A 26,355-nucleotide genomic window follows, 5' to 3' on the forward strand; every position below is an offset into this window, starting at 1 on the left:
GCCGCCATGCCAAAGAATGGCTAGACTGCCTAGGACACAGTCTCGCTCGGCACCTCACCCGCATGCCGGGACAAGGATGATGCGATGGTCACGCAGTCGGCGTTGAACCTGGTGCTGCCCGTCCGCCCGGGCCACGCGGCTCTCCTCGAGGAGTCGCTGGCGACCCTGCGTCGCGATCCGGCCGACAATCCCATCCTGCCCTTTGGCCAACTGGAGGGAGTGCATTTCGCCCGCTGGGTGCTGCTGCCGGAGGCCCACCGCCGCGGCGGGCGACACTATCCGGCCCAGCTGGTGCTGACCGCCAACCTCGATGGTGACGCCATGGCGGCACTGGACGCCATCGTCACCCTGGGAGGAGCGCCCCTGCGTGCGATGCTCGCCCACTGCGCCGACTTTCCCGCAGGTGCCGATGACGGGGCGACGCGGGCCTACCTGGCCGTGCATCGCCAGCGGGTGGGGGCCTTCTACGTCAATACCCTGGGGCGCAGCCTGGCCCAGGTGAGCCTCGAGGCCCGTCTGCACGCCGCCCTCCAGCAGCACCTGGATGGCGGCGACTGGCAGGGGCGTTCGCCTCGCCAGGTCCGCCAGGCGCTGATCGACTTCGTCGCCGGCCGCGACGACCTCCGCGAGGCGCTGTCGCCGGCGGCGGGGCCGACTCCCTGGCGCTGGCTGCGAGGCTGGCTGGTGCTGGGAGCGGTCGCCCTGGCGGGGCTGGTCCTGGCCGTGCTGCTGCTGCCCCTGACCCTGCTGGCCCTGGTGGTGCTGCGCCTGCACGAGATGGCCAATGCACCCCACAACCTTCGCCCCCGGGATGCCCGGGTGCGGGCCCTCGAGGCCGACGAGGATCACGGCGTGCACAACCAGCTGTCCGCGGTGGGACACATCCAGGCGGGCCCCTTTCGTCGGGGGATCCTGCGGGTCGCGCTGTGGCTGCTGCAGTTCGCCGTCTCCCATGTCTTCTACCGGGGCAAGCTCGCCGAGATCGATACCATCCACTTCGCCCGCTGGGTGGTCATCGACCGGGGCGAGCGGGTGGTGTTCTTCAGCAACTTCGACGGTAGTCCCGAGAGCTACCAGGACGACTTCATCGAACGCGTCGCCTTCGGGCTGAACCTGGTGTTCAGCAACGGCCAGGGCTGGCCGCGCACGCGCTGGTTGCTGTTCGGTGGCGCCTCCGACGAACAGGCCTTCAAGGCCTACTACCGCGACCATCAGGTGCCCACGGCGGTGTGGTATCGGGCGCCGGCCTATGCCGGGCTGACCGCGGTCAACCTGGCCAACAACGCGGCCATCCGGGCGGGGCTCTCGGGGGCCATGAGCGATGCCGGGTGCCGAGCCTGGCTGCAACGGTTCTGATGTCATGTCCAGTCTCGAATTCGACGATATCCAGGGCATCGTCCTCAGTGGTTACGGGGAGCTGCCCCATGCCGCCTTCCTGATGCTGCACTTCGGCGAGCCGGAGGCGGCCCGGGAGTGGGTGGGGACGATGGCGCAACGGGTCGCCACCGGCGACGCGGGACGGCCCGTCAGGGATGAGGGGCGGCTGCAGCTGGCCTTCAGCTGGCCGGGTCTGGCCCACCTGGAGCTGTCCTGGCAGGCCCTGAAGGGGTTTTCCCGGGAGTTCCGCGAGGGGCTCGCCGGCTCCCTCCGACGCAGCCGGGTGCTGGGCGACTGCGAGGAAAGCGCTCCCGCCGGCTGGCGCTGGGGAGGGCCCGAGGCGCCGGCGATCCACGCCCTGCTGATGGTCTACGCGGCGACCCCGCGCAGCCTGGAGGCCCAGATCGCGCGGCAGCGCGAGGCCCTGGAGGCGGCCGACATCCGCGTGCGCGAGACCCTGGAGAGCCGGCCCCTGCCGGGTGCCAAGGAACATTTCGGCTTTCGCGACGGCATCTCCCAGCCCAAGCTGGCCGGGGTCAGCAACAGCCAGGATCCGCGTCACCGGGTGGCGGCGGGGGAATTCGTGCTCGGCTACCCCAACGAGCGCGGCCAGTACACCGCCCGGCCCCTGGTGTCGCCCATCGAGGACCCCAACGACCTGCTGCCCGAGGTGGCCGACGGCGAGGCCCGCGACCTGGGGCGCAACGGCAGCTACCTGGTGTTCCGCCAGCTGAGCCAGGACGTTCACGGCTTCTGGTCCTGGCTCGACGGCCAGGCTCCGGGCAGCGAGGCGCGCCGTGCCCTGGCGGCGAAAATGGTGGGGCGCTGGCCGGACGGCACGCCGCTGGTCAGCGCCCCCGAGGGGGAGAGCGGGGCCACGCAGGCCAACGACTTCGGCTATCACCACGAGGACCCGGAGGGGCTGAAGTGTCCGCTGGGGGCCCATGTGCGGCGCACCAACCCCCGCGACATGCTGCCGCCCAAGCCCGGCAGCCAGGACTCGCTGGCCATCAACCGCCGTCATCGGCTGTTGCGCCGTGGCCGGGTCTATGGCCCGCCCCTGGCGGAGAGCCTGGCCCCGGACGACCTGCTGGCCGCCGGCGATGACGGCGTCGAGCGGGGGCTGCTGTTCCTCTGCGTCAACGCCGATATCAGTCGCCAGTTCGAGTTCGTCCAGCAGACCTGGGTCAACAACGCCAACTTCGCCGGCCTGCACGCTGACACCGATCCGCTGATCGGCCCGCGCGGCGCGGCGCGCGAGACCTTCACCGTGCCCGACGCGCCGGTGCGTCGACGCCATCACGGCCTGCCGCGTTTCGTCCAGGTGCGCGGTGGCGCCTATTTCTTCCTGCCGGGCCGCCGGGCCCTGCGCTACCTCGCCGCGCCGCCCCCGGGCCTGACGACCCGGACCAGCGCCCCCGCGGCCCCTGCCACCCTGCTCCCGGATACCTGGTGGCTACGCGCCGGGCGGGGCTTCAACCGGGCGGTACAGCAGGGCATCGTGCTGACGCGGCGCTGCACGACGCTGCGCAACGGCCTCGACCGCCTTGTCCAGAAGCCGGCCACCGACTGGCTGCAGAGCAGGATCCGTCGGCGCCGGCAACGCCTGGGCATCGACGCCGACCTGGCCATCGCCGAGGAGCGGATCCTGCCCGAGGAGGCCGAGGTCACCCGGCGCATCACCGAGCGGATGAGCGCCTTCCTGCTGCACACCTACCGGCATGGCACCGCCGAGCGGGCCGGCAACACCAAGACCTATGGCCTGCTCGAGGCTGAGTTCGAGGTGCTGGCGCTGCCGCCGGCCTTGCGCTGCGGCCTGTTCGCGGCGCCGGGCCGCTACCATGCCTGGGTGCGCTTCGGTGGCCCCGGGCCGCGGGTCACGCCGGACATCCGCAACAACGGCGTGCTGAGCCTGGGGGTCAAGGTGACCGGCGTGCCGGGGGAGACGCTGCTCGACGACGAGGCCCACACCCAGGACTTCTCGGCGATCAGTGCCCCCACCTTCACCACGCCCGATGTCTACGAGAATGCCAAGCTGCAGCGCCTGATCGGCGCGGAGATGCCGGTGTGGTACTTCCTCAACCCCTTCGACTCCCACTACCGGGACATGCTGTTGCAGGCCCTCTATGCCAAGGCCCACGGCAGTCCCTTCGAGACCGACTACTGGAGCTGCGTGCCCTACCTCTTCGGCGAGGGCCGGGCGATCAAGTATCGGTTCGTGCCGATGCTGGCAGAGCGCTCCCCCGTGCCACTGCCGGCGCCGGACGACTACCTGCGGGAGGCCATGCAGCGCACGCTCGCCTCGTCCGCGGAGGTGGTCTTCGAGATGCGTATCCAGTGCCAGGAAGACCCCGTGACCATGCCCATCGAGGATGCCTCGGTGATCTGGAGCTCGCCGGAGATTCCGGTGGCCACCCTGCGCATTCCGGCGCAGGCCTTCGCCACCCCGGAGCGCGAGCGCCTGGCCCGCGAGCTGACCATCAATCCCTGGCACGCCTTGCCCGAACACCGGCCGCTGGGCAACCAGAACCGAGCCCGTCGGGAGATCTATTATGCGACCTCCCGGGTGCGACAGCGCATCAACGGCGAGAGCCACTTCATTCCCGACGCGGAGGCGTCGCGTCGGCGCAGTGAAGACGCGCATGCAGGCCATGGACGCGCCGGTCGAGTCCCGGAACGGGGCCGTCCACCCTGACGCCGGGCACGACCCGCTGGATCGGCAAGGGCGCCACCGGGGGCGGGGCGACGCCCATGGCGCTCAGCCAGTCGACGAGCTGTGCGGCGGAACTGGCGTAGACGATGCGCCCCAGCCCGACCCAGCCATGGGCGGCGGCACACATCGGACAGTGCTCGCCGGAGGTGTAGACCGTGGCTGCTGCGCGCTCCTCCGGGCTCAGGTGCGCGGCGGCCCAGCGGGCGATGGCGCATTCGGGGTGACGGGTCGCGTCCCCGTCAGCGATGCGGTTGCGGTCCTCGAACAGTACCCGGCCGTCGGCGTCCACCAGCCGCGAGCCGAAGGGCTCATCGCCGGCCGCCAGTGCCTCTTCGGCCAGTTGCACGCAGCGTTCGAGATGGGGGATGTCGTCATCACGAATCATCGTGCCGTCTCCTCCAGAATGACCGGTGTCCGGGCAGTCTACCCCCTCGGCATGGTGCCCGGGGAGTGTCGCCGAGCGCAGCTGTCCGTGTCCGGTCGCGTGCGGATCGATCGGCGGTGACCTGTGCTAGCTTCAAGGGCAGCGACCGGGCCGATCCCGGGCGCGGTGTTCTCCTGCGAGCGGCGGGGTCGCGACGTCCACGAGGCACTCGATAGCAAGTGCTGTCCCCGGCGCCGCGCCGAGGAGGCGCATCGCCAGGTTTTCTTCTACGTCCATGGCGGTCGGCGGTTGCCCGAGGAGGTGTTCGTCCTCGCCCGGCGGCTGACCATTCTCAAGGAGCGCCGATGAGCATCCCCCTGACCCCAGTACTGCGCGAAGAGTATGAGCGGCTCTTCGAGACTTGTGACATCCGTCCGGAACGTGCCCGCGGCGTCGAGCAGGCCGCCGAGCGATTGATCGAGCATCGTGACCGCTACCGGGAGGTCGGTGAACGCCAAGGCGTGCCCTGGGTGTTCGTGGGACTCGTCCACCAGATGGAGACCAGTGGCGACTTCGGTCGTCACCTGCACAACGGCGACCCGCTCACCGACCGCACCGTGCATGTGCCCGTCGGTCGACCACGGCGTGGCTCGCCGCCCTTCCGCTGGGAAGACAGCGCCGTGGATGCCCTGGCCATGAAACGGCTCAATCGGCACAGCGACTGGAGCCTGGCCGGGCAGCTCTACCAGTTCGAGAAGTACAACGGCTGGGGATATCGGCGCTTCCACCCGGAAGTGCTTTCGCCCTACCTGTGGAGTTTCTCTACCCACTATGACCGCGGCAAGTACGTGAGCGATGGCCGTTGGTCGGATACCGCCGTCGCCCGTCAACCAGGGGCGGCGGTGATCCTGCGGCGCCTGGCCGAGCTAGGAGAGGCGGCCTTCCCCGAGCAGCATCGTCGGGGACCGGTGACGCCCTTGGTGCCGCGTTACTCGATGCGGCGTCCCTCGCAGGCCGAGAGCCTGTCCCGGGTGGAGGCCCTGCAGCGCTGGTTGAACACCTTCCCGAGCCTGTTCGTCGGGGTGGATGGGGTGCCGGGACCTCGCACCTCCGAGGCCTATCGGCTGGCCACCGGCCACTACCTGCCCGGTGATCCGCGGGCTTGATCGGTATCATACCTTTGTTTCTAATTCGTGATGCGATTCCAGGAGAAGAGCACCTTCCCGTCCGGGGCCGCCCGGGTGCTATTGCCCTTCGCCGCGCTCCTGCAGGACATATCGCGGGTGCTGGAAGATGTCCCGGGGATCATCGAGGTCGATGGTCACACCGACGATGTTCCCATCAGCGGCAGCCGTTACGCCAGCAACTGGGACCTTTCGGCGGTCCGGGCCTCGTCGGTGGCCAAGGTTCTGCTGTCGGATTCCGGCCTGGAGCTACAGCGTCTGGTGGTGCGAGGCTTCGCCGATACCCGCCCGCTGGCCGATAACCGATCCGCCGAGGGGCGTGCCCGGAACCGGCGCGTGGAGATCGCCATCGACCTCGGCGAGTCGGACGCACCCCGAGGCACCATCGGGTTCAGGGAGCTGTCCGTTGGCTGAGCCCAAGCAGCTCAGGCGTCCGGCAGCGGCGGTACCAATCCCAGAGCCGTGACCATGCGCACCAGTTCCGCGAGGTTGGCGGCACCGAGCGCCTTCATGGCCCTCAACCGGTAGATTTCCACGGTCTTGGCGCTGATCGCCAGATGTGCGGCGATCTCCCGACTGGTCATGCCTTCCGCCACATGGACCAGGATCTGGCGCTCCTTGGGGCGCAGGGCGTCGAACCGGGCTTGAAGGGCCTCGCGACGGGCGCGCTCGTGGCGACGTCGCTGGTACTCGGTCAGGGCCTGCTGGACCAGGTCGATGAGCTGCTGATGGTTGAAGGGCTTCTCGATGAAGTCGAAGGCGCCGGCCTTCAGGGCGGTGACCGCCATGGGTACGTCGCCGTGGCCCGTCATGAAGATTACCGGGGCATCGTCGCCGCGCTCGCCCAGGCGCTGCTGGACCTGCAGCCCCGAGAGGCCGGGCATGCGCACGTCGAGCAGGACCAGGTCATGGGCCTCGGGCCCGGCGGCGAGAAAGGCCTCGCCATCCGCGTAGGGCTGGGGGCTCAAGCCCACCGATTCGAGCAGCCAGCTGAGGGATTCGCGCAGGGCCTCGTTGTCGTCGACGACGGCGATGCGGGGGGACTCGGTCACACGGGGACTCCGGTGATGGCAAGGCGGTACGGGGCGCAGCAGCAGTGTACCTCCTGGCGCCGTCTTCGGCCACGCAACCGGAAGGCACAGCAGATTAGCGCCAAGTCCGACAGGCTCCTAGCCTGTGAAAGGCGGCCGTCACCGGCGACCGACGAGACGACTGGGAGGTGATAGATGATGCGGTATTTTCCCGAGCAGGCGGGCGACGCCGGGCAGGGTGGTTCGGCCGAGACGCAGCGTTCCGGATCCGACAGCCGAGCGGCCCAGACGCTGGATCGTGCCTTCAACGCCAACCTGGCACGCTGGACCGCGGGCATCTCCCCCGCGGGACTCGCCAGCCTCTATGGCGAGTGGCTGATGCACCTGGCGTTGGCACCGGGCAAGCAACTCCAGCTCGGCGAGAAGGCCATTCGCAAGACCGGGCGGATGGCCCGTTACCTGCAGCGCCTGGCCAGCGATCCTGGCTGCGAGCCCTGCATCGAGCCCATGGTGCAGGACCGTCGCTTCCGCAGTGCAGCCTGGCAGCACTGGCCCTATAGCCTGATGTACCAGTCTTTCCTGCTGACCCAGCAGTGGTGGCACAACGCCACCACCGAGGTGCCCGGCTTGCCGGAGCCGCGCGAGCAGGCGATCAACTTCGTGGTGCGCCAGTGGCTGGACCGCTGGTCGCCGTCCAACCTGCCGTGGACGAACCCGGAAGTCACCGCCGTGACGCTGGCCACTGGCGGCCAGAACCTCGTCCAGGGCTGGCGAAACCTGACCGAGGATTGGGAGCGGGCGATATCCGGCAAGCCGCCGGTGGGGGCGGAAGGCTACCGCGTGGGCCGTGAACTCGCTGTTACTCCCGGCAAGGTGGTGTATCGCAATCACCTGATGGAGCTGATCCAGTACGCCCCCGTCACCGATCGGGTCCAGGCCGAGCCGGTGCTGATCGTCCCCGCCTGGATCATGAAGTACTACATCCTCGACCTGCAGCCCGGGGCTTCGCTGGTGGAATACCTGGTCGGGCAGGGGCACACGGTGTTCATGATCTCCTGGCGCAACCCGGACTCCGACGATCGCGACCTGGGCATGGCGGACTATCGTCGGTTGGGACCGATGACCGCTCTCGATGTGATCGGCGAGGTTACCGGGTGTGAGCGGGTGCATGGCGTGGGCTACTGCCTCGGTGGCACCCTGCTGTCGATCGCCGCGGCGGCGATGGCGCGGGACGGCGATGACCGCCTCGCCACTCTCACCACCCTGGCGACTCAGGTGGACTTCACCGAGGCCGGCGAGCTGATGCTGTTCATCGGCGAGAGTCAGGTCGCCTACCTGGAGAGCATGATGTGGGATCAAGGCTATCTGGACGGCTACCAGATGGCTGGCGCCTTCCAGATCCTGCGCTCCAACGACCTGATCTGGTCGCGGCTGGTGCACGAGTACCTGCTTGGCCGGCGCCAGTCGATGAACGCACTGATGGCGTGGAACGCCGATCTCACCCGCATGCCCTATCGCATGCACTCCGAATACCTGCGCCGGCTCTTCCTCGATAACGACCTGGCCAGCGGCCGCTATGTAGTGGGCGGCCATCCGATAGCGATCAGCGACATTCGCGCACCGATCTGCGCCGTGGCCACCACCGGCGATCACGTGGCGCCCTGGCGCTCGGTGTACAAGCTTCATCTGCTCGCCGATGCCGACGAGGTGACCTTCCTGCTGACCAATGGTGGCCACAACGCCGGCATCATCAGCGAGCCGGGGCATGAGGGGCGGCACTTCCAGCAGCACACGCTGAAGGCCAGCGATCACTATCTCGATCCGGATCGCTGGCAACAGACGGCGATGACCCAGGAAGGCTCCTGGTGGCCAGCATGGCACGACTGGCTGACCGAACGTTCCTCCGGGGACGTGGCGCCGCCGCCGATGGGGGGCAAGCGTTACCCGCCCCTGATGGATGCCCCCGGCCGCTATGTGGAGATGTCCTGAGCCGGGTTCAGTCGGCGAGGCGCAGTGTACCGGCAAAGCTGGCGCCGGCGGTGGTCTCCTCGAGGCACAGGCGGCCGCCCATGGCCTCCATCAGCGAGTGGGCGATGGCCAGTCCCATGCCCAGGCCCTCGGGCTTGGTGGTGTTAAAGGGGGCGAAGAGCTCGGCCCGCATCGTCGCGGGGATGCCCGCTCCCCGGTCACTGACCCGGAACACCAGTTCGCGCGGCGAAACTCTCTCGGCGCTGACCCTTACCCGGTCGGCGCCGGGCTGTTCGCGGCTGGCTTCCAGGGCATTGAGCAGGAGATTGACCAGCACTTGCTCCACGGCGATGGGATCCGCCTGGACCGCCGGGAGATCGGCGGGCAGGGCGCGTTCCAGGCGCACGCCGGCCTGGCGGAACTGCCATTCGCAAAGCTGCAGGGCGCCCGTCACCACCTCGGCAAAGGCCATGGGGCGACAGTGCGTGCGACCCTTGCGCACATAGGCGCGAATATGACGCAGCCGCTCGGCGAGTCCCGCCACCTGGTCATTGATGCGCTCGAGCGGGACGGCCAGCTCGTTTGCTGGCGCTGCCGGCGCGGAGCGCAGCTTCATCAACGCACCGCTGGCATAGTTGGCGATGGCCCCCAGAGGCTGGTTGAGCTCGTGGGCGATGTTGGAGGCCAGCTCGCCGGTGGTGGCCAGGCGGTTGGCGTGCGCGATCTGTGCCTGATGCCGACGGGCCTGGGCCTCGGCGGCCTTGCGCAGGCCGATATCGCGGTTGAGCAACGACAGGTGGCCGGGCTCGGCGCCGGGGCCCCGGTGGGCCAGCACCACGCTGAGCACCGGCAGCGTTCCCCCACGGCCGCGCATTGCCAGCTCGCCGCTCCAGGAGCCATAGCGGGCCACGGCGGGCAGCACGATATCCCGTAGTTCCCCCAGCGAGGCCGCGGTATAGGCATCGGCGAGGCTGGCCCCGCCGTCGCCGGTGGGCAGAACGAGCCGTCGTCTGGCGGCCTCGTTGGAGTAGAACAGCTGCTCGTTGTCGTCGGCGAAGAGCACGTAGTCGGTGGTCGATTCGACCACCCGGGCCAGGCGCTCCCGATTGGCCTCCGCCCGCAGGCGTCGTCCCACGTCGCGTGACACGCAGAGGATATCCAGCAGCTCGCCTGTCTCGGGGTCGCGACGGGTGCGACTGGTGGTCTCGAACCAGACGTAGTGGCCGTCCCGGGAGCGAAAGCGATAGGTGTACTGGTAGAAGCCGTCGCGGTGATAGACCCGGGGCGACTTGTTGAGCAGGTCGGCGAGGTCGGCCGGGTGGAAGAGCTCGTAGGCGCAGACACCGATCAGCGCCTCGGGGGCGTAGCCGAGCAGGTCTCGGGCGGCCCGGGAGGCATAGAGGAAGGTGCCGTCCCGGGCGTGGCGCGAAATCAGGTCGGTGGTGCTCTCCGCCAGCCAGCGGTAGTGACGCTTCTCCGCGTCGAGGGCCGCATTCTGGACCTCGAGCTCGACATTGCGCGCCTCGAGCGCTGCCACGCGCGCCTCGAGCCGGCGGATCCGGTCATCGGCCATCAATGGGCCGGATCCACCACGCCGCCGAGGGAGGCATTGCGCCGGAACCAGCCGGCAATGCTGGCCCGGGGCCACCGGGTCGGCAGGACCTCATGGGGCACGCTGTCGGAGAGAAAGCAGGCGAAGGTGCCGGCCTCGGGACGCACCCGGGCGACCTCGCGCGCCGGGTCGTCGGGGGCGAAGATCACCATCTCGCCGCCACCATCCTCCGGCCAGTCGGGGTTGAGGTAGCCGACGGTGGAGACCACTCGGTTGGCCCGGCCGCGGAAGCTGTCCAGGTGGCGCCGGTAGAAGGCGCCCGGCGGGTACTGGGCGAAATGGGCCTCGTACTCGAACAGGCCCAGGAACAGGGCCTGGTTCAGCGCCTGCTGCAGCTCGCCCATGGCCTCCAGGTAGCGGCGCTGGGCCAGGCTCTCGCGGTCGAGCCAGCGGATGGCGTCACCGCGCACGTCGCGACGCAGGTGGTGGGTCTGGCCACGGCCGATGCCGGCGGCTTCCAGGGCGTCGCGACGGGCCATGTCGGCGAGCTCGTCGAACAGTGGCCGGTGCAGGGCCTCGGGCAGGAAGCCCTCGCCAACGTACCAGCTCCGGTCGACCAGGGCATCGACCAAGTCGGCCAGGCGGGCCTGTGGCAGCAGGGCAGGGGAGACGCTTTCCTTCATCGATCGAGCAGCCGGCGTTCGGGATGGTGGTGCAACTCGCCGGACGGGCGGGCGAAGAGGCTGATCGGCATCCCCCAGCCCTCAGCCAGCAGTTCCACCAGCATCATCGAGGACAGGCCCCAGATGACATGGTCGTCGCGACGGTAGCTGGGCACATAGTAGTCCCGCCCCTCGACGCGGATCACGTCGGTGTGGGTGCGATGATCCTCGAGGAAGTGCGCCACCGGGACCTCGAAGATGGCGTCCAGCTCGCGGTGGTCCGGGACCAGCGGCAGGTCGGGCGGGATCACGCCGACATAGGGCGTGACCTTCAGTCCATGCAGCGAGAGCAGGTCGGAAAGCCGACCAAGTACCTCGACCCGAGACGGGGGCAGGGCGATCTCCTCCTCGGATTCGCGCAGGGCGGTGGCCAGCAGGTCGTCATCCTGCTCCTCGCGCTTGCCGCCGGGAAAGGCCACCTGGCCGCTGTGGGTGGAGAGATGGGCGGCGCGGCGGGTGAAGAGCAGCGTCGGCTCGGGGCGCGCCACCAGGGGGATCAGCACGGCCGCCTGGGGCAGGTCGGCTCGCAGCCGCCGGGGCGCATGCGCTTGCAGGCGCTCGCGAAGTTTCTCTAACATGGTGCTTCCGTCGGGTTTCATCCCATTTACCCAGTCGCCGCGAGCGGCGTCAAGTCCGGGCCATGGCCTGTCGCCAGCCTGTCAGGGAGCCACATGAACTTCTGCAGCCATTGCGGCCAGCCGGTCAGCTTCGCGATTCCGGACGGCGACGATCGACCGCGGTATCTCTGCGCGGCCTGCGGCACCATCCATTACCAGAACCCGCGCATCGTCGCCGGTACCCTGCCGATCCTCGGTTCCCGGGTGCTGTTGTGCCGTCGCGCGATCGCGCCGCGCAAGGGTTTCTGGACCCTGCCGGCAGGGTTCATGGAGAACGCCGAGACCACCGTGGAGGCGGCGGCGCGGGAGACTCGCGAGGAGGCCCTGGCCGACGTGGCGATCCATGATCTCTACACCCTGATCAACCTGCCGCACATCAACCAGGTCTTCATGATCTTTCGCGCCGACCTTGCCGGCGACTTCGGAGCCGGCCCGGAAAGCCTCGAGGTCGCGCTGTTCGAGGAGCACGAGGTGCCCTGGGATGCGCTTGCCTTCCCCACCATCGAGCGCACCCTGCGCCAGTTCTTTGCCGATCGCGCCAGCGGCGACTACCCGCTGCACATCAGCGATATCACCCCGGAAGACCGCGAGCGCTACTTCGGCTCGGCCTGAGGCCTCGGTACCGCATGCTGCGTCCGCGTTATGAGTGTGAGTCCCGCCACCAAGGGGCTCGGGGCCGAAGCACTATCTCAACGCCGTGGTGACCCGGCAGTCGGTGGCGGCGCTGTTTGCGGCCACGGTGGCCCCGCCGCTGCTGCTGATCCTCGGGCTGATCCTGGTCAACCGCCTGGCCGCGGGCCGGCTCTTCCAGGAGGTGGCCGGTGTGGCGCAGTCGTCCGGCCAGGCGCCCTCCAAGGCCCGGGTCACCTGGCAGGCGCTGCCGGCGCTGAGCCTGCCATTCATCATCCTCGGCGGTATCTACGGCGGTGTCTTCACGCCCACCGAGGCGGCGGCCGTCGCGGCCTTTGCGGCCATCGTCATCGGCTTTCTGGTGTACCGCGATCAATCCTTCAAGCACTTCTCGCGCAGCGAGATCGCCGCTGCGGAGACCACTGGCTCGATCATTCTCATCCTGCTGTTCTCCTTCATGATCGGCCGTATCCTGGCCTTCGAGCGAGTACCCCAGGACCTCACCGAGATGATCACCACCCTGATCCAGAATCCGCTGCTGATCCTGATCGCGGTGAATCTCTTCCTGGTGCTGGCCGGGGCCATTCTCGACGACGTCTCGGTGACGATGGTGGTGGCACCACTCTTCCTGCCGCTGATGGTCGACACCGGCGTCCACCCCGTGCACTTCGGCGCCATCGTCGCCTGCTCGGTGGTGATCGGGGCCAACAGTCCCCCAGTGGCACCGATTCTCTACATGGCCTGCCGGATCGGCCGGGTGTCGATCCACAAGACCTTCTCGCCGGCCCTGCAGCTGATCGCCTTCGTGGGCATCCCGGTGATGCTGATTACCACCTTCATGCCCGAGCTTTCACTGTGGCTGCCGCGCCTGCTGGGCTTCATCTAGGGGACGCACTGATTCATTACTGCGCTCGATATCTTGGCCGTCGGCGATGCTCGCAATCCTCATTGACTGGCGTGTCCACTCCGGTTGCTGCGCTTCGGCGACGGCCAATCTGTCTTCGCTCATGACATGAATCAGCACATGCCCCGACGTACCCGAATCTCCGGGCAGGGGGCTCACCGGGTACTCCATGCGACGCCACGGCTTTCTGGGCCCGTGGCGTTCTCGGTTACATGTCCGCCAGTTGCCAGATGTCATAGGCCGGCTCCTCGTAGGGATGGGCCAGCTTGAGGGCCGCCACTGCCTCGCGGATCAAGGCATCCTCGCAGACCAGCTCGACCTTGAGCTCCGCCACCGTCTCCAACTTGCCGACCCGACCGATGTGCGGCTGGGCGCCGGTCAGCGGCCGAAACTGGCCGGTGCCGGGTGTCTGGAAGCAGCAGGCCTCGTAGTCGCCGATGCGTCCGGCGCCTGTGGCAAAGACGGCTTCCTTCACCCGCTCGGCATCGTCGGCGGGCACGAAGAACGCAAGCTTGTACATGGTGATGCTCCTGGCTGGGGATGTTCTCTCGTTGTGCCACAACAAGGGAGCGACGTCAGCCAGGAGGGTGGGTGGCAGGTCGAGAAAAATAATTCTTGTCCAAAAATTATACATGACATAGATTCTGTACAGGCAAGGCGGCAGCGGTCTGGCCGCCCGGCAAGTGCCACGCCGAGCGCCCGCCACGCGCAGGCGGTATTCCATAGGAGTGAGTCAACATGAAAGCGATCATCACCCACGCCCCGCAATGGATCGGTGCCGGCATGCTGGGCCTGATGCTGGCCGGCAGCGTGCAGGCCGACAGCCATGGTATGGCCAAGGACATCGTCGACACCGCGGCAGCGGCTGGTCAGTTCGAGACCCTGGTCGCGGCCGTCCAGGCCGCGGACCTGGTCGACACCCTCAAGGGCGAGGGGCCCTTCACCGTCTTCGCGCCCACCGACGATGCCTTCGCGGCCCTGCCTGACGGTACCCTCGAGGACCTGCTCAAGCCCGAGAACAAGGAGACCCTGCAATCCATCCTCACCTACCACGTGGTGCCCGGCGAAATCATGGCCGAGGACGCCATGGCTGCCGACAGTGCCACTACGGTACAGAGCCAGGATCTCACCATCACGACCATGGATGGCCAGGTGATGGTCGACGATGCCACCGTTATCCAGGCCGACATCGAGGCCAGCAACGGGGTCATCCATGTGATCGACAGCGTACTGATGCCCGAATGATGGCTTATCGTCCCCTGCGGTTGTCTCGTGCAACCCCCTTGCCGCCCTCCGGGCGGCTTTTTTTGACAAGTCAGAGGGTGTCGGCTGAGGCTGTGGGGCATCGCTGCAGGGGAGGGAACGCATGCACCAGGAACTCGAAGGACTGCTGGGGCATATCGGCCTGACGCCCTATGGCGAGCCAGCTGGCCTGGCGGGCGGCGACATCGCCGCGGTGTTCCGGCTGGACACCGACCAGGGGGCGGTGGTGATCAAACGGGATGCTCCCGACCGCCTGGCCGGAGAAGCGGAGGGGTTGACGGTGTTGCGCGAGGCTGCGACCCGGCTGGTGGTGCCCGAGGTGCTGGGCCAGGAGGGGGAGTGGCTGGTGATGGAGGCCCTGGCGCCCTGCCGGCGGGCACCGGGAGACGAGGTGGCGCTGGGCGAGGGGCTGCGTGAGCTCCACGCGGCGAGCGGCGGGCCCCATGGCTGGCATCGGGACAATGCCTGCGGCGCCACGCCCCAGCCCAACGCGCCCCTCGCCGATGGTCGCGCCTTCCAGCGAGAGCGCCGGCTCCTGCCGCTGACCCGGGCCTGCCATGATCGGGGGTTGCTGGATCGGCGCTTGCGAGCCCGCCTGGAGGCCCTGGCAGAGGGCCTGGAGGCCTGGTGGCCGGATGCGCCGGCGAGCCTGGTCCATGGTGATCTCTGGTCCGGCAACGTCCTCTATACCGAGCGGGGGCCGGCACTCATCGACCCGGCGATCTATCGCCACTATCCCGAGGTGGACCTGGCCATGCTGACCCTCTTCGGCGCTCCGTCCGCGGCCTTCTTCGAGGCCTACTGGAACGGTGCGGGCCCGGACGACTGGCCTCGGCGCGAGGCCCTGTTCCAGCTCTATCCGCTGCTCAACCACCTGCTGCTGTTCGGGGCCGGCTATCGCGGGGCCCTGGAGCGCACTCTGGGGAGGCTGACCTTCGACTGACGCATTGGTGGAGAAGCGCTGGCGAAGCGGGTAGTGGCGAGGCAACCGGGTCACGGTCCGGGCCCTTCTGGTCTGGCGGCCCTGTCATGTCAGGAAGGGGCAGGGCGCCAGGGAGATGAGGGGGCGGAGTCCCCAGGGTGGCCGTGTACGTGGGCATCCCTGAGACGTTGCGGGGCCTGACCGGTCGGCCCGGGGGCTCATGGGCCAGGGGCGATCAGGACAGGCCACCGAGCTGGCGTAGCCAGCGACGTCCACGGCGCCACCATCCGGCCAGTGGCGTGAACGCACGCGGCAGGGAGGGCGAGGCGGCCAGGAAGTCACTGATCGGTGCCACCTGGCCGGGCCGGTCAAGCATGGGGGCATGACCGCAGCCGGGGACCTCCAGGCTGACCAGGTCGGGCTGGGTCTCGCGCATGCGGGTTACGCTCTCGGCAGTCAGCAGCGGAGAGCTCTCGCCACGCACCACCATCAGCGGGCAGCGAATCGCCTGCCAGTCGGCCCAGGTGTCGCGTGGGGTGTCATGGACGAATTGCTCGCCAATGCGTGGATCATAGTGGTAGGTCCAGCTGCCATCGGGCAACCGGCGAGCGCTGGCGAGTGCCAGGCGTCGCCAGGCGTCATCGCCCTCGATGCCGAAGCCGACATAGTGGCGGCGCAGTTCCGCCTCGAGTTCGCTGAAGCGGCAGAAGCGGTGGGGAACGCCGAAGTAGGCGGCTAGCGCGGCCAGGCCGTCGGGGTCGAGTTCCGGGCCGACATCATTGAGCACCAGGCGCTCGATGCGTCCCGCAGTGGCCGGCTCGGCGGCCAGCAGCATGCCCAGCAGTCCACCCATGGACGTGCCGACCCAGGGCGCTCGTTCCAGGCCAAAGTGGTCCAGCACCGCAACTGCTATGGTCATGTAGTGCGAATACAAATAGTCGTGTGACGGGTACAGCGACCAGCTGGACAGGCCCCGTCCCGGCGTATCGGGCGCCAGGACCCGCCAGTCGGGGCCGAGTTCCCGGGCGAAGTCGGCGAAGTCGCCGCCATGGCGGGACAGTCCGTGCCAGGCGATGACGGTTCGCGGGGCCTGCGGGTGCCAGATGCGCACCGCCACCTCCAGCTCCCTGACTCGCAGCAGTGTCAGTGCGTCCATGTCGGGCTCCCGGGATAGTCTATGCTGCATGGCAGCATAGCGGATTCGGCGAAACCTGCCGAGGACCATGAAAAATTTCACGCGGCTTGCATGGTTGACGATGGATTGGCGCCATAAACATGCGACAATGAATGTATAACCCCTATCGACACAAGGAACTTGCCGATGATGCCGTTTCGTTCGGTGCTTCCGGGCTCAGTCCCTCGCCCGGGGGCGCGGGCCCTGCTACCAATGCTGGTGGCGTCGTTGATGGCGGCGCCGGTCCAGGCAGCCGATCTGCTGACCATCGCCCGCGATGCCCTCGCCAACAATGCCGAGCTGGCCTCGGCCCGCGCCCAGTTCGGCAGCGTGGAGGCCGGTCGGGACGTCGAGCGTGGCGACCTGCTGCCGCAGGTCAATGCCTCGGGGCAGCTGGCCCACAACCGTGATTACGAAAGTCAGACCTCGCCTCTGGCCTCGCGGCTAGGCGGCGGCGCGGGGGCGGGAGACGACACCTACAACAGTGGCGCCCTGACCCTGGAGGCCACCCAGGCGCTCTATGATGCCCGCAATGGCGCCGAAGTGGAGCAGGCCGAGCGCCAGATCGACCAGCAGACCTACCAGCTTGCCGCCACCGAGCAGCAGGTCCTGATCGACGTGGCATCGGCCTACTTCGATATCCTGCGTGCCCACGAGATCCTCGAGGCCCGCCGGGCCCAGGAGCGAGCCATCGGGCGTCAGCTCGAGCAGGCCCGCGAGCAGTTCGATGTGGGCCTGATCGCCATTACCGAGGTGGAAGAGGCCCAGGCGAGGTTCGACCAGTCCCGGGCCGAGCGGATCGCGGCGGAGAGCGACCTGCAGGTCAGCTTCGAGGCCCTCGAGCGTCTCACCGGCAAGCGCTACGACAGCATCGAGTCGCTCAAGGAGGCCATGCCGGTCACCCCGCCGCAACCCGCCCGTCGCGATGCCTGGGTGGAGAAGGCCCTGGACAACAGCCCGCTGGTGCTGGCCAGCCAGGCCGGCGTCGAGGCGTCGCGCAGTGGCGTGGATGTCGCCCGGGCGCAGCGCCTGCCGGTGGTCGAGGCCTTCGCCAACTATAACTACAGCGACGACGATCGCGACGGCGTGGAGGGGTACAACTCCGCCAGCCAGGTCGGGGTCGGAGTGAGCCTGCCGCTCTATACGGGGGGACGCACCACGGCGAGCATCCGGCAGAGCACCTATGCGCTGGAAGCGAGCCAGTATGACTTCGAGTCCCAGCGCCGCGATACCGTCCAGCAGGTGCGCTCGCTTTTCACCCAGGTCAGCAATGACGTGGCCACGGTGGAGGCCCGTGCCCAGGCCATCGTCTCCAACCAGAGCGCCCTGGACGCCACCCGTGCCGGCTACGAGGTCGGGACGCGCAATATCGTCGACGTGCTCAACGCCGAGCAGAATCTCTACAACGCTGTCGCCGACTACGCCGATGCCCGCTTCAGCTACGTGACCAACCTGCTCACCCTGCGTCAGCAGTCGGGCACCCTGAACGTCGAGGCCATCGAGGAAATCAATGCCTGGCTCGACGAGGAAGAGGGCGTGTCCTTCACGCTGCCCGAGGAGGGCGAGGGGGATCGCTATGAGGCCGCGCTGGAGATCGGGGACCCCCCTCGGCCCGCCGAATGAAGCACCCCGTGCAAGCAACATACGGGAGTGAATGTATAGTTTACATTCACGACTGTATGCGTGTAATCTCTGTCGACTTTTTTCCGCGCTCAACGGGATAGCAAGGCATGAAAACGATGATCCAGAGGAGTCGGGTCGGTCTGCTGGCGCTGGCCTCGAGCCTGATGCTGGCAGCGTGTGGCCAGGAGAAGGCCCCGCAACAACAAGCCGGTGGCGGGGACGCCCCTCCCCGGCCCATGCAGGTGATGGAGGTGGTACGCCAGGATATCCCCCTGGACAAGTCTTATCCCGCCAAGCTGCGCAGCGAGAACGAGGTGACCCTGGTGGCCCGGGTGACGGGTTTCCTCGAGGCTCGCCACTTCGAGCCGGGGCAGTTGGTGGAGCAGGGCGACAGCCTCTATTCCATCGAGCCGGACCTCTATGAATCCGTCGTGGCGCAGCGCGAGGCCGACCTGGAGAGTGCCCGGGCCGAGTTGTCCCGCGCCCAGCGGGATGCCAACCGCTTCCAGCAGCTGCTCAACCAGAACTCGGTGAGCCGTCAGCAGTACGACCAGGCCCTGGCCGATCTGAACGTCGCCCGGGCCGCGGTGGCTCAGGCCGAGGCGGCCCTGGCCAACGCCCGGATCGATCTCGGCTATGCCGACGTCACCGCGCCGGTGACCGGCATGATCGGCCTGAGCCAGGTCAACGTGGGCAACCTGGTGGAGCCCGGCACCGAACTGGCGACCATCACTCCGCTGGATCCCCTGGAGGTGCGCTTCCAGCTGCCCCAGGAGGATGCCTTCGCGCTACGCCACCAGCTGAACGACCAAGCGATCACCGACATCGGCGCCCGCCTGGAGCTGCCCGGCGACGGCGGCACCCTGACGGGTCACTTGGACTTTCTCGGCTCGCGGGTCGACGAGGCCACCAGCACCGTCCAGGCCAAGGCGACCTTCGCCAATCCCGAGGCGCGAGTGCTGCCCGGCCAGTTCGTGCGGGTGCAGCTGGAGGGCATGAAGCGTTTCGATGTCCTGGCGGTCCCCGAGATCGCCCTGACCCAGGGGCTGATGGGGCCCCAGGTATTCGTGCTCGACGAGGACAACAAGGCCAGGGCGCGCACCGTGCAGCTTGGCGAGATCGCCGGTCCCTGGCAGCTCCTGCGCGATGGCCTCGAAAGCGGTGAGCGGATCGTGGTGAGCGACCCCGCGGGCCTGCAGCCCGGCACGGCCATCGCCCCCCAAGCCTTCGACGGCAATGCGGAGGCCCTGATGGCTCAGCAGACCGCGGCCGGCCCGGGGCAGGGCGCATCCGCTTCGGGCGAGGCGGACGATGACGCCGCCGCGGCCGGCCCGGACGAAGGGGATGCCGGGCAATGAACTTCTCCAACTTCTTCATCAAGCGGCCGATCTTCGCGTCGGTGCTGGCGATCATCCTGACGCTGGTCGGGCTGATGAGCATGCGGGTGCTGCCCATCGAGCAATACCCCAGCGTGGTGCCGCCCACGGTCTCGGTCAACGCCACCTTTCCGGGGGCCGACGCCGAGACCGTGGCGCAGACCGTGGCCGCGCCCCTGGCAGAGGCCATCAACGGCGTCGAGGACATGCTCTACATGACCTCGACCAGTGCCGACAATGGCTCGATGCAGCTGGAGGTGGCCTTCAACATCGGCACCGACGGCGACATCAACACCATCAACGTCAACAACCGGGTGCAGGGCGCGCTTTCCCAGCTGCCCGAGGCGGTGCAGGACCAGGGCGTGACCGTGGAGCTGCGCTCGAGCTCGATCCTGATGCTGGTCTCGCTGATCTCCCCGGAGGGCGACTACGACCGCACCTACCTGCAGAACTATGCGACCCTCAACGTCCTGGACGAACTGCGCCAGGTCCCCGGGGTCGGCGACGCCGAGGTGCTGGGCGGTGGCGAGTTCGCCATGCGGGTGTGGATGAACCCCGACAAGCTGGCCCAGTATGACCTGACGCCCAGCGAGGTTGCCGCGGCCATCCGGGCCCAGAGCACCGAGGTGCCGGCGGGCAATCTGGCGGCCACGCCCCAGTCGGACCCCCGGGCGTTCACCTACACCATCACCGCCGGTGGGCGACTGTCGAGCACCGATGACTTCCGCGAGATCTTCCTGCGCACCAATCCCGACGGCTCGGCGCTGCGCCTCGGCGACGTGGCGCGCATCGAACTGGGGGCGTCGTTCTACGGGGTCGAGGCGCGGCTCAACGGCGGCACCATGGCGCCGATCATCATCAATCAGCAGCCCGGGGCGAATGCCCTGGAGACTGCCGCGGCGGTCGAGGCCGCCATGGAGGAGCTGGCCGGCCGCTTCCCACCGGGGCTCGAATACGTGGTGCCCTACGACACCACCCAGTTCATCGATGCCTCGGTGGAGACGGTCTTCCATACCTTTATCGAGGCCTTCCTGATCGTCGGCGTCATCCTGTTCATCTTCCTGCAGAACTGGCGCTTCACGGTGATCGCCATGTCGGTGGTGCCGGTCTCGGTGCTGGCGACCTTCGCCGGCTTCTTCGCCTTCGGTTTCTCCATCAATCTGCTGACGCTGTTCGCCCTGGTACTGTCCATCGGCATCGTCGTCGACGATGCCATCCTGGTGGTGGAGAACGTGGAGCGGGTGCTCGGCGAGGACGAGGAGATCACCGTCCGCCAGGCCACCGTGCAGGCCATGCGCGAGGTGGGGGGGCCGGTTATCGCCACCTCGCTGATCATGGCGGCGGTGTTCGTGCCGGTCGCCTTCCTGGGCGGCTTCACCGGGCAGATCTACCAGCAGTTCGCGCTGACCATCGCCATCTCGGTGGGCTTCTCGGCGCTGATGGCGCTGACCTTCACCCCGGCGCTCTCGGCGCTCTTCATCAAGCGCAAGTGGCACCAGACCACCACACCCGTCGGCCGTGCCCTGGGCACCCCATTGCGGCTCTTCGACCGCCTGTTCGCGGGCATCACCGCGGTCTACATGTGGATCGTGAAGGCGCTCGTGCGCTTCTGGGGGCTGGCGCTGCTGCTGACCGCCCTGGTGGGCGGCGGTTCCTGGTGGCTCTACCAGAGCACGCCGTCGACCCTGGTGCCGGAGACCGACCAGGGCATCGTGCTGGCCGCCGTGCAGCTCCCGGATTCCGCCTCTCTGGCGCGGACCCGGGACTACATGGGCCGGCTCAGTGCGGCCATCGAGGAGATCCCCGGGGTCAAGTATTCCTCGGCCGTTGCCGGCTACGACATCCTGTCGAGTTCGGTGAACACGGCCCGTGGCATCATCTTCGTCAACATGGACCCCTGGGAGGAGCGGACCCTGACCGCTACCGGCCTGGTCGGTCGCATCATGCAGCTCGGTGCCCAGCTCGAGGGCGGCTCGGCCATGGCCTTCAACATGCCGCCAATCATGGGCCTGTCGACCACCGGCGGTTTCACCGGCTACCTGCAGTCCTTCGAGGGCGCGACGCCCCAGGAGCTGTACCAGGCATCGCTGAAGGTGATGCAGGCGGCCGGCCAGCATCCCGTGCTGAATCAGGTGTTCACCACCTTCAACGTCAACGTGCCGTCCTTCCGCGCCGAGATCGACCGGCAGAAGGCGCTTAGCTATGGAGTCTCCCTGGCGGACCTGAACGATACCCTGTCGAGCACCTTCGGCAACGGGTTCGTCAACTACTTCAACTACCAGAGCCGCAATTTCCAGGTCTACCTGCAGAACGAGGACGAGTTCCGCAAGACGCCGGACGACGTGTCCAGCATCTATGTACGCGGCGGCAACGGGGAGCGCATCCCGCTCTCCGAGTTCGTGACCCTGGAACGCCAGGCAGCGCCGGCGGTGGTCACGCGCTTCGGTGTCTATACCGGCGCCCAGTTCCAGGGCGGCCCCGCCCCGGGCTACAGCTCCGGGCAGGCGATCACCGCCATGGAGGAGATCGTCGCGGAGCAGCTCGGCGACGGCTGGGGCATGGGCTGGACCGGCACAGCCTATCAGGAGAGCCAGGCAGGCAGTGCGGCGACCCTGGCCATCGTCTTTGGCCTGTTGATGGTGTTCCTGATCCTCGCGGCGCAGTACGAGAGCTGGTCGTTGCCGCTGGCGGTACTGACCGCCACACCCTTCGCCTTCCTGGGCGGGATCGGCGGCATCTTCCTGCGTGGCCTGGATACCAGCGTCTATGTACAGATCGGCATGCTGGTGGTGGTGGGGCTGGCGGCCAAGAACGCGATTCTGATCGTCGAGTTCGCCGAGCTGCAGCGTCGCGAGATGGGCCGATCGATCCGCGAGGCTGCGGTGACGGCGGCGGAGCTGCGCTTCCGGCCGATCGTCATGACTTCCCTGGCATTCATCTTCGGCACCTTGCCGCTGGCGCTGGCCACCGGGGCGAGTGACACCAGCAGCCACCATATCGGGACCACGGTCGCGGTGGGCATGGCCTCGGTGGCGGTGCTCGGCAGCCTCTTCGTGCCGACCTTCTATGCCATGATCGCCGCAGTCTCCGACTGGTTGCAGCGCAAGACCCGCTCGACCGGGGCAGGCCAGCCAGCGTTGACCCACGACGCGCCCTGATTGCCGCGTCAGCGGCCGGCGGGCACCGCTCCTCCCGGGGGCGGTGCCCGTTTTTGTTGAGGCCTGCGACCAAAGTGCCGGCATCGTTCCCGGCGACGCTGGCTACGCTAGGAGAAGACAAACACTTTGCCGGCTAATCGAGCCGATCGGAGGCGCCGCCATGAATGCCATAGTCGATCTTGCCACGAGCTTCCCGCTGGTCGTCATCACGGTGCTGCTGGGGCTGCTGGCCGTCTACTGGCTGCTGGTGCTGCTGCGCCTGGCCCCGACCGAGCTCTTCGAGCATGACAGCCTCAAGGAGGAGCACCTGGCCAGCACCATGGTCTCGCTGGGGTTCGCCGGGGTACCCGCGTCACTGGCGCTGACCGTGCTGATCGTCCTGACGGGGGGCGTGACCCTGGTCGTCGAGCTGGCGGTGCTGCGTTGGCTGCCCCTGGGGTTCTTGCGGATCCCGCTGGGAGTGCTGGTCCTGTGGGGCGCCTTCGCCCTGGCCTCGCCCCTGGCGGCAGGGGTATGCCGGCGTCTGCATCGTCGGCTGCACCGAGCGCCCGAGCGCCTGCCACGTTGCCTGCTCGGCGAACGGGTGCGCGTCACTGCCGACGCCGGTGCCGATGGGCGCGTCACGGCCGTGCTGGATGAAGATGACAGTCATGAGGTGGTGTTGCTGGGCAAGCCGGGCCACCTGCCCCGGCCGGGCGAGCGGCACGTGCTGGTCAAGTACCTGCCGGACGCCAACGGCTATCGTTCGGTGCGGGAGCAGGATTACCTCGATGCCCGCACGCGGCTGGTGCGCCTGCACCTGCTGGAGCGCCACGAACGCCCCCTGGACGATAGTGGCCATGGGCACAATGGCTCGACACCCTCAGCCTGAGGGCGGCTGGCGGCTGAGCAGCGTCAGCTGGGCATCGACCAGTTCCATGCCGTGCTCGCTCAGCTGGAAGGCCTCGGTGTCGCGTAGCCAATCATGGAACAGCCCGCTCAGCACCGACTGCAGCAGGCGGGTGGCGAGCTCCGGCGCCATGTCTGTCCTGAGCAGGCCCTGGGCATGGGCGGCGTCGAAGTAGTCCGCCAGGGCCGCCAGGCATTCGTCGGCCATCTCGCTTTGCATGGCACCGGGGTCGATGTCGCTGAAGAATTCGCAGCGATGCACGAGGATGGCATGCACGCGGCAATGGCGGGGCTGTTCCAGCCTCAGGAAGCCCTGCTGGCACCCTAGCCGGATGGCCTGGAGGGGAGACGAGGCGGCAGCCGGATCCTCGGCCTCCTCGACCAGCTCCTCGAAGGGCATGCGGACCCTGTCCAGCATGGCCCGGAACAGGTCGGCCTTGTTGCGGAAGTGCCAGTAGACGGCGCCTCGGGTCAGGCCGGCATGGCGGGCGATCTGCTCCAGGGAAGTGCGGGCGACGCCTTTGTCGAAGAATACCTCCTCGGCGGCATCCAGCAGCGCCGCCCGGGTAGCCTCGGCTTCGGCCTTGGTACGTCTGGCCATGGGGATTTCGCCTCCGGGAAAACATCGTCTCATTCTACCGGAGCCACAGGCTGTTTTACATTCGCCCATGTATGCTGGTTGCCGCTCCGGGGCTCGTCTTTTGCTGGTGCCGGGCGTATAACGGGACATGAGGAAACACTGTTTTTGTCATACGGTTTTTGTCACACAAGGACGGCTCATGGCCCGTGCCCCCTTCGAACTTGCCGGCGTCCGGGTGGCGCCGGGATCGCGCAACCAGATCGACGTGCCCGTCGCGCGCCTCTATACCCATGCGCCGCTGTATATCCCGGTGGAGGTGGTGCATGGGCGACAGCCTGGGCCAGTGATACTGGTGTGCGGCGGCATCCATGGCGACGAGATCAATGGTGTGGAGATCGTGCGGCGCTTGCTGCGCTCCCGTCAGATCCAGCGCCTGCGCGGGACCCTGATCGGGGTGCCCATCGTCAACGTCTTCGGCTTCGTGCAGCACAGTCGCTACCTGCCGGATCGCCGTGACCTCAACCGCTGCTTTCCCGGTAGCGAGTCCGGTTCCCTGGGGGGGCGGGTGGCAGCCCTGTTCCGTCAGCAGATCGTCGACCAGGCGACACACATCATCGATCTGCATACCGGGGCCATCCATCGCACCAACCTGCCCCAGATCCGCGCCCAGCTTACGCCCGATGGCGAAACCGAGCGTATGGCCAATGCCTTCGGTGCCCCGGTGATCCTCAATGCCGACCTGCGTGAGGGGAGCCTGCGCCATTATGCCCAGACCCGGGGCATCCCGGTGCTGACCTACGAGGCCGGCGAGGCGCTGCGCTTCGACGAGTGGGCGATCGCCCCAGGGGTGCGGGGTGTGTTACGGGTGATGCGTCGGCTGGGCATGCTCAGCGGCGAGCAGCGCCGGCGGCCCCCGCCGGCGGCGGAGATCGCCAACGGCTCGAGCTGGGCGCGGGCCCCCATCGACGGCATCCTGCGGCCCCGGGTGCGGCTCGGGGCCAGAGTGGCCAGCGGGGAGTTGCTGGGACGGGTGGCCGACCCCTTCGGCAACGCCGAGGGGGAGGTGCGCTCCATTGCCGATGGTATCGTCATCGGCATGGGACGGCTGCCGCTGGTCAACGAGGGTGAGGCGCTGTTCCACATCGCCCGCTTCGATGCCATCGAGGAGGCGGAGAGCGCCGTGGAGACCTTCCAGTCCAGCCTGGAAGCGCCGCCGGATGCGCTCTATTGATCAGCCGGCCAGTGCGGGCTCGGGCGCCGGCACCAGGCCCAGGGCGTCGTCGAATACCGCCAGGCCGGCGCCGTCGCGGTGAGCGTTCTCGGACAGGTGGCGTCGGAAGCGGCGCCCGCCGGGGCAGCCCTGGAAGAGGCCGAGCAGGTGGCGGGTGAGATGGTTCAGTCGCGCGCCTTCCTCGAGGCGACTGGCGATATAGGGCCGCAGCGCCTGGGCCGCGGCATGGCGGCTTGCCGCCGGGCCCGGCACGCCGTAGAGCCGCTCGTCGACGCCGGCCAGCAGCCAGGGGTTCTGGTAGGCCTCGCGGCCGACCATCACGCTGTCGACGTGGCGCAGCTGCACCCGGCAGTCATCGAGCGACTTGAGGCCGCCGTTGATGCCGATGTGCAGCTCGGGGTGCTGGGCCTTGAGCCGATGGACCCGCGGATAGTTCAGCGGCGGTACGTCGCGATTCTCCTTGGGGGACAGGCCCTCCAGCCAGGCCTTGCGCGCATGCACGATGAAGACCTCGCAGCCGGCGTCGGCGACGGTGTCGATGAAGCGGGCCAGGTCGGCGTCCTCGTCCTGGTCGTTGATGCCGATGCGACACTTCACGGTGACCGGGATCGTCACCGCGGCGCGCATGGCCCTGACGGCTGCGGCCACCTTGTGAGGATGCGCCATCAGGCAGGCGCCGATCAGGTTGTTCTGAACCCGGTCGCTGGGGCAGCCGACATTCAGGTTCACCTCGTCGTAGCCCCAGGCCTCGGCGATGGCGGCGCATTCGGCGAGCTCGCCGGCATCGCTGCCCCCAAGCTGCAGCGCCAGCGGGTGCTCCACCGCATCATGGCCGAGGAAGCGCTCGCGGGGGCTGCCGTGGAGAATGGCGCCGGTGGTCACCATCTCGGTGTACAGCAGGGAACGCCGGGTCAGGGTCCGGGCGAAGGCGCGATAGTCGCGCGTCGTCCAATCCATCATCGGCGCGACGGAGAAGGTGCGGTCGAGATCGGTCATGGGGCATCACGGGCAGCGGACCAGGGGAGGGCGTATTCTACCAGCCGCAGCGCAGGTTGCGAGAAGTGTGGTGGTGCCGAAG

At 68.1% G+C, this 26,355-nt stretch carries 24 protein-coding genes; 15 read left to right on the forward strand and 9 right to left on the reverse strand.

What is annotated here, in order from left to right; all coding sequences use genetic code 11:
* Positions 1-84: 84 nt before the first annotated feature.
* Positions 85-1,356 (forward strand): hypothetical protein, encoded by a 1,272-nt coding sequence (locus EKG36_RS15770; protein ID WP_126485817.1) that lies wholly within the window; start codon positions 85-87, stop codon positions 1,354-1,356.
* Between the two features lie 4 nt (positions 1,357-1,360).
* Positions 1,361-4,072, forward strand: a complete 2,712-nt coding sequence (locus EKG36_RS20510; protein WP_185827576.1) for a hypothetical protein — start codon at positions 1,361-1,363, stop codon at positions 4,070-4,072.
* Here EKG36_RS20510 and EKG36_RS15785 read toward each other — a convergent pair.
* A complete protein-coding gene (locus EKG36_RS15785) occupies positions 3,975-4,475 on the reverse strand; it encodes a nucleoside deaminase (protein WP_126485819.1) in 501 nt (166 codons plus the stop codon). The two genes, EKG36_RS20510 and EKG36_RS15785, sit on opposite strands and share 98 nt — an antisense overlap.
* 123 nt (positions 4,476-4,598) lie before the next feature.
* On the opposite strand from EKG36_RS15785, the gene EKG36_RS15790 reads away from it, so the two are divergent.
* Genes EKG36_RS15790 through EKG36_RS15800 form a run of 3 tightly spaced genes read left to right on the forward strand, consistent with a single transcriptional unit; the run spans position 4,599 to position 6,052 of the window.
* Positions 4,599-4,823, forward strand: coding sequence for a hypothetical protein (locus tag EKG36_RS15790; protein ID WP_126485821.1), 225 nt, complete (start codon positions 4,599-4,601; stop codon positions 4,821-4,823).
* Positions 4,820-5,620: a hypothetical protein gene (locus EKG36_RS15795; RefSeq protein WP_126485823.1), complete on the forward strand. Its 801-nt coding sequence runs from the start codon at positions 4,820-4,822 to the stop codon at positions 5,618-5,620. Before EKG36_RS15790 ends, EKG36_RS15795 begins: the two co-directional genes overlap by 4 nt.
* Positions 5,621-5,650: 30 nt before the next feature.
* Positions 5,651-6,052, forward strand: a complete 402-nt coding sequence (locus tag EKG36_RS15800) for an OmpA family protein (RefSeq protein ID WP_246007536.1) — start codon at positions 5,651-5,653, stop codon at positions 6,050-6,052.
* 11 nt (positions 6,053-6,063) lie between these two features.
* On the opposite strand, the gene EKG36_RS15805 is transcribed toward EKG36_RS15800, so the two are convergent.
* A complete protein-coding gene (locus EKG36_RS15805; RefSeq protein ID WP_126485826.1) occupies positions 6,064-6,690 on the reverse strand; it encodes a response regulator transcription factor in 627 nt (208 codons plus the stop codon).
* A gap of 177 nt (positions 6,691-6,867) precedes the next feature.
* Between EKG36_RS15805 and EKG36_RS15810 the strand changes: the two genes are divergently transcribed.
* Positions 6,868-8,658, forward strand: a complete 1,791-nt coding sequence (locus EKG36_RS15810; protein ID WP_126485828.1) for a PHA/PHB synthase family protein — start codon at positions 6,868-6,870, stop codon at positions 8,656-8,658.
* Positions 8,659-8,665: 7 nt separating this feature from the next.
* Here the strand turns inward: EKG36_RS15810 and EKG36_RS15815 are convergent, their stop codons facing one another.
* Genes EKG36_RS15815 through EKG36_RS15825 form a run of 3 tightly spaced genes read right to left on the reverse strand, consistent with a single transcriptional unit; the run spans position 8,666 to position 11,489 of the window.
* A complete protein-coding gene (locus EKG36_RS15815) occupies positions 8,666-10,210 on the reverse strand; it encodes an ATP-binding protein (protein ID WP_126485830.1) in 1,545 nt (514 codons plus the stop codon).
* On the reverse strand, positions 10,210-10,872 hold the full coding sequence (locus EKG36_RS15820; protein WP_126485832.1) for a 2OG-Fe(II) oxygenase: 663 nt from the start codon (positions 10,870-10,872) through the stop codon (positions 10,210-10,212). The genes EKG36_RS15815 and EKG36_RS15820 overlap by 1 nt, the downstream gene beginning before the upstream one ends.
* Complete coding sequence (locus EKG36_RS15825; protein WP_126485834.1) at positions 10,869-11,489, reverse strand: CoA pyrophosphatase; 621 nt, start codon at positions 11,487-11,489, stop codon at positions 10,869-10,871. Before EKG36_RS15825 ends, EKG36_RS15820 begins: the two co-directional genes overlap by 4 nt.
* A gap of 93 nt (positions 11,490-11,582) precedes the next feature.
* On the opposite strand from EKG36_RS15825, the gene EKG36_RS15830 reads away from it, so the two are divergent.
* Both EKG36_RS15830 and EKG36_RS15835 read left to right on the forward strand, forming a co-directional pair.
* A complete protein-coding gene (locus EKG36_RS15830) occupies positions 11,583-12,140 on the forward strand; it encodes an NUDIX hydrolase (RefSeq protein WP_126485836.1) in 558 nt (185 codons plus the stop codon).
* 85 nt (positions 12,141-12,225) lie between these two features.
* Entirely contained in the window at positions 12,226-13,044 is an 819-nt protein-coding gene (locus EKG36_RS15835; protein ID WP_126485838.1) for a TRAP transporter large permease subunit, read from the forward strand.
* A gap of 226 nt (positions 13,045-13,270) precedes the next feature.
* On the opposite strand, the gene EKG36_RS15840 is transcribed toward EKG36_RS15835, so the two are convergent.
* Complete coding sequence (locus EKG36_RS15840; RefSeq protein WP_126485840.1) at positions 13,271-13,582, reverse strand: YqfO family protein; 312 nt, start codon at positions 13,580-13,582, stop codon at positions 13,271-13,273.
* A gap of 218 nt (positions 13,583-13,800) precedes the next feature.
* On the opposite strand from EKG36_RS15840, the gene EKG36_RS15845 reads away from it, so the two are divergent.
* Both EKG36_RS15845 and EKG36_RS15850 read left to right on the forward strand, forming a co-directional pair.
* Positions 13,801-14,307, forward strand: coding sequence for a fasciclin domain-containing protein (locus tag EKG36_RS15845; RefSeq protein ID WP_126485842.1), 507 nt, complete (start codon positions 13,801-13,803; stop codon positions 14,305-14,307).
* Between the two features lie 121 nt (positions 14,308-14,428).
* Complete coding sequence (locus tag EKG36_RS15850) at positions 14,429-15,268, forward strand: fructosamine kinase family protein (RefSeq protein ID WP_126485844.1); 840 nt, start codon at positions 14,429-14,431, stop codon at positions 15,266-15,268.
* 214 nt (positions 15,269-15,482) lie between these two features.
* Here the strand turns inward: EKG36_RS15850 and EKG36_RS15855 are convergent, their stop codons facing one another.
* Entirely contained in the window at positions 15,483-16,403 is a 921-nt protein-coding gene (locus EKG36_RS15855; RefSeq protein WP_126485846.1) for an alpha/beta fold hydrolase, read from the reverse strand.
* A 165-nt stretch (positions 16,404-16,568) separates the two neighbouring features.
* Between EKG36_RS15855 and EKG36_RS15860 the strand changes: the two genes are divergently transcribed.
* The 4 genes from EKG36_RS15860 (at position 16,569) to EKG36_RS15875 (ending at position 23,449) form a co-directional block, all read left to right on the forward strand.
* On the forward strand, positions 16,569-18,044 hold the full coding sequence (locus EKG36_RS15860) for a TolC family outer membrane protein (protein ID WP_126485848.1): 1,476 nt from the start codon (positions 16,569-16,571) through the stop codon (positions 18,042-18,044).
* Positions 18,045-18,151: 107 nt separating this feature from the next.
* Positions 18,152-19,402, forward strand: a complete 1,251-nt coding sequence (locus tag EKG36_RS15865) for an efflux RND transporter periplasmic adaptor subunit (protein ID WP_126485850.1) — start codon at positions 18,152-18,154, stop codon at positions 19,400-19,402.
* Positions 19,399-22,578, forward strand: coding sequence for an efflux RND transporter permease subunit (locus EKG36_RS15870; RefSeq protein ID WP_126485852.1), 3,180 nt, complete (start codon positions 19,399-19,401; stop codon positions 22,576-22,578). The genes EKG36_RS15865 and EKG36_RS15870 overlap by 4 nt, the downstream gene beginning before the upstream one ends.
* A gap of 160 nt (positions 22,579-22,738) precedes the next feature.
* Positions 22,739-23,449: a hypothetical protein gene (locus EKG36_RS15875; protein WP_126485854.1), complete on the forward strand. Its 711-nt coding sequence runs from the start codon at positions 22,739-22,741 to the stop codon at positions 23,447-23,449.
* Here the strand turns inward: EKG36_RS15875 and EKG36_RS15880 are convergent.
* Positions 23,441-24,067, reverse strand: a complete 627-nt coding sequence (locus tag EKG36_RS15880; RefSeq protein WP_126485856.1) for a TetR family transcriptional regulator — start codon at positions 24,065-24,067, stop codon at positions 23,441-23,443. The genes EKG36_RS15875 and EKG36_RS15880 overlap by 9 nt on opposite strands.
* 178 nt (positions 24,068-24,245) lie before the next feature.
* Here EKG36_RS15880 and EKG36_RS15885 point away from each other — a divergent pair, with 178 nt between their 5' ends.
* Positions 24,246-25,277 carry a succinylglutamate desuccinylase/aspartoacylase family protein gene (locus EKG36_RS15885; protein ID WP_126485858.1) on the forward strand — a complete coding sequence of 344 codons (1,032 nt, stop codon included), beginning with the start codon at positions 24,246-24,248 and terminating at the stop codon, positions 25,275-25,277.
* On the opposite strand, the gene dusA is transcribed toward EKG36_RS15885, so the two are convergent.
* Positions 25,278-26,273: a tRNA dihydrouridine(20/20a) synthase DusA gene (dusA, locus tag EKG36_RS15890; protein WP_126485860.1), complete on the reverse strand. Its 996-nt coding sequence runs from the start codon at positions 26,271-26,273 to the stop codon at positions 25,278-25,280.
* Positions 26,274-26,355: the final 82 nt, after the last annotated feature.

The sequence above is a fragment of the Halomonas nitroreducens genome (assembly GCF_003966155.1).
Taxonomy (GTDB): domain Bacteria; phylum Pseudomonadota; class Gammaproteobacteria; order Pseudomonadales; family Halomonadaceae; genus Halomonas; species Halomonas nitroreducens.

Bases quoted from the DNA above. Each gene is read 5' to 3' on its own strand.
- EKG36_RS15770 (WP_126485817.1), top strand. From the start codon at position 85: ATGGTCACGCAGTCGGCGTTGAACCTGGTGCTGCCCGTCCGCCCGGGC.
- EKG36_RS20510 (WP_185827576.1), top strand. From the start codon at position 1,361: ATGTCCAGTCTCGAATTCGACGATATCCAGGGCATCGTCCTCAGTGGT.
- EKG36_RS15785 (WP_126485819.1), bottom strand. From the start codon at position 4,475: ATGATTCGTGATGACGACATCCCCCATCTCGAACGCTGCGTGCAACTG.
- EKG36_RS15795 (WP_126485823.1), top strand. From the start codon at position 4,820: ATGAGCATCCCCCTGACCCCAGTACTGCGCGAAGAGTATGAGCGGCTC.
- EKG36_RS15800 (WP_246007536.1), top strand. From the start codon at position 5,651: ATGCGATTCCAGGAGAAGAGCACCTTCCCGTCCGGGGCCGCCCGGGTG.
- EKG36_RS15810 (WP_126485828.1), top strand. From the start codon at position 6,868: ATGCGGTATTTTCCCGAGCAGGCGGGCGACGCCGGGCAGGGTGGTTCG.
- EKG36_RS15815 (WP_126485830.1), bottom strand. From the start codon at position 10,210: ATGGCCGATGACCGGATCCGCCGGCTCGAGGCGCGCGTGGCAGCGCTC.
- EKG36_RS15820 (WP_126485832.1), bottom strand. From the start codon at position 10,872: ATGAAGGAAAGCGTCTCCCCTGCCCTGCTGCCACAGGCCCGCCTGGCC.
- EKG36_RS15825 (WP_126485834.1), bottom strand. From the start codon at position 11,489: ATGTTAGAGAAACTTCGCGAGCGCCTGCAAGCGCATGCGCCCCGGCGG.
- EKG36_RS15830 (WP_126485836.1), top strand. From the start codon at position 11,583: ATGAACTTCTGCAGCCATTGCGGCCAGCCGGTCAGCTTCGCGATTCCG.
- EKG36_RS15840 (WP_126485840.1), bottom strand. From the start codon at position 13,582: ATGTACAAGCTTGCGTTCTTCGTGCCCGCCGACGATGCCGAGCGGGTG.
- EKG36_RS15845 (WP_126485842.1), top strand. From the start codon at position 13,801: ATGAAAGCGATCATCACCCACGCCCCGCAATGGATCGGTGCCGGCATG.
- EKG36_RS15850 (WP_126485844.1), top strand. From the start codon at position 14,429: ATGCACCAGGAACTCGAAGGACTGCTGGGGCATATCGGCCTGACGCCC.
- EKG36_RS15855 (WP_126485846.1), bottom strand. From the start codon at position 16,403: ATGGACGCACTGACACTGCTGCGAGTCAGGGAGCTGGAGGTGGCGGTG.
- EKG36_RS15860 (WP_126485848.1), top strand. From the start codon at position 16,569: ATGATGCCGTTTCGTTCGGTGCTTCCGGGCTCAGTCCCTCGCCCGGGG.
- EKG36_RS15865 (WP_126485850.1), top strand. From the start codon at position 18,152: ATGAAAACGATGATCCAGAGGAGTCGGGTCGGTCTGCTGGCGCTGGCC.
- EKG36_RS15870 (WP_126485852.1), top strand. From the start codon at position 19,399: ATGAACTTCTCCAACTTCTTCATCAAGCGGCCGATCTTCGCGTCGGTG.
- EKG36_RS15875 (WP_126485854.1), top strand. From the start codon at position 22,739: ATGAATGCCATAGTCGATCTTGCCACGAGCTTCCCGCTGGTCGTCATC.
- EKG36_RS15880 (WP_126485856.1), bottom strand. From the start codon at position 24,067: ATGGCCAGACGTACCAAGGCCGAAGCCGAGGCTACCCGGGCGGCGCTG.
- EKG36_RS15885 (WP_126485858.1), top strand. From the start codon at position 24,246: ATGGCCCGTGCCCCCTTCGAACTTGCCGGCGTCCGGGTGGCGCCGGGA.
- dusA (WP_126485860.1), bottom strand. From the start codon at position 26,273: ATGACCGATCTCGACCGCACCTTCTCCGTCGCGCCGATGATGGATTGG.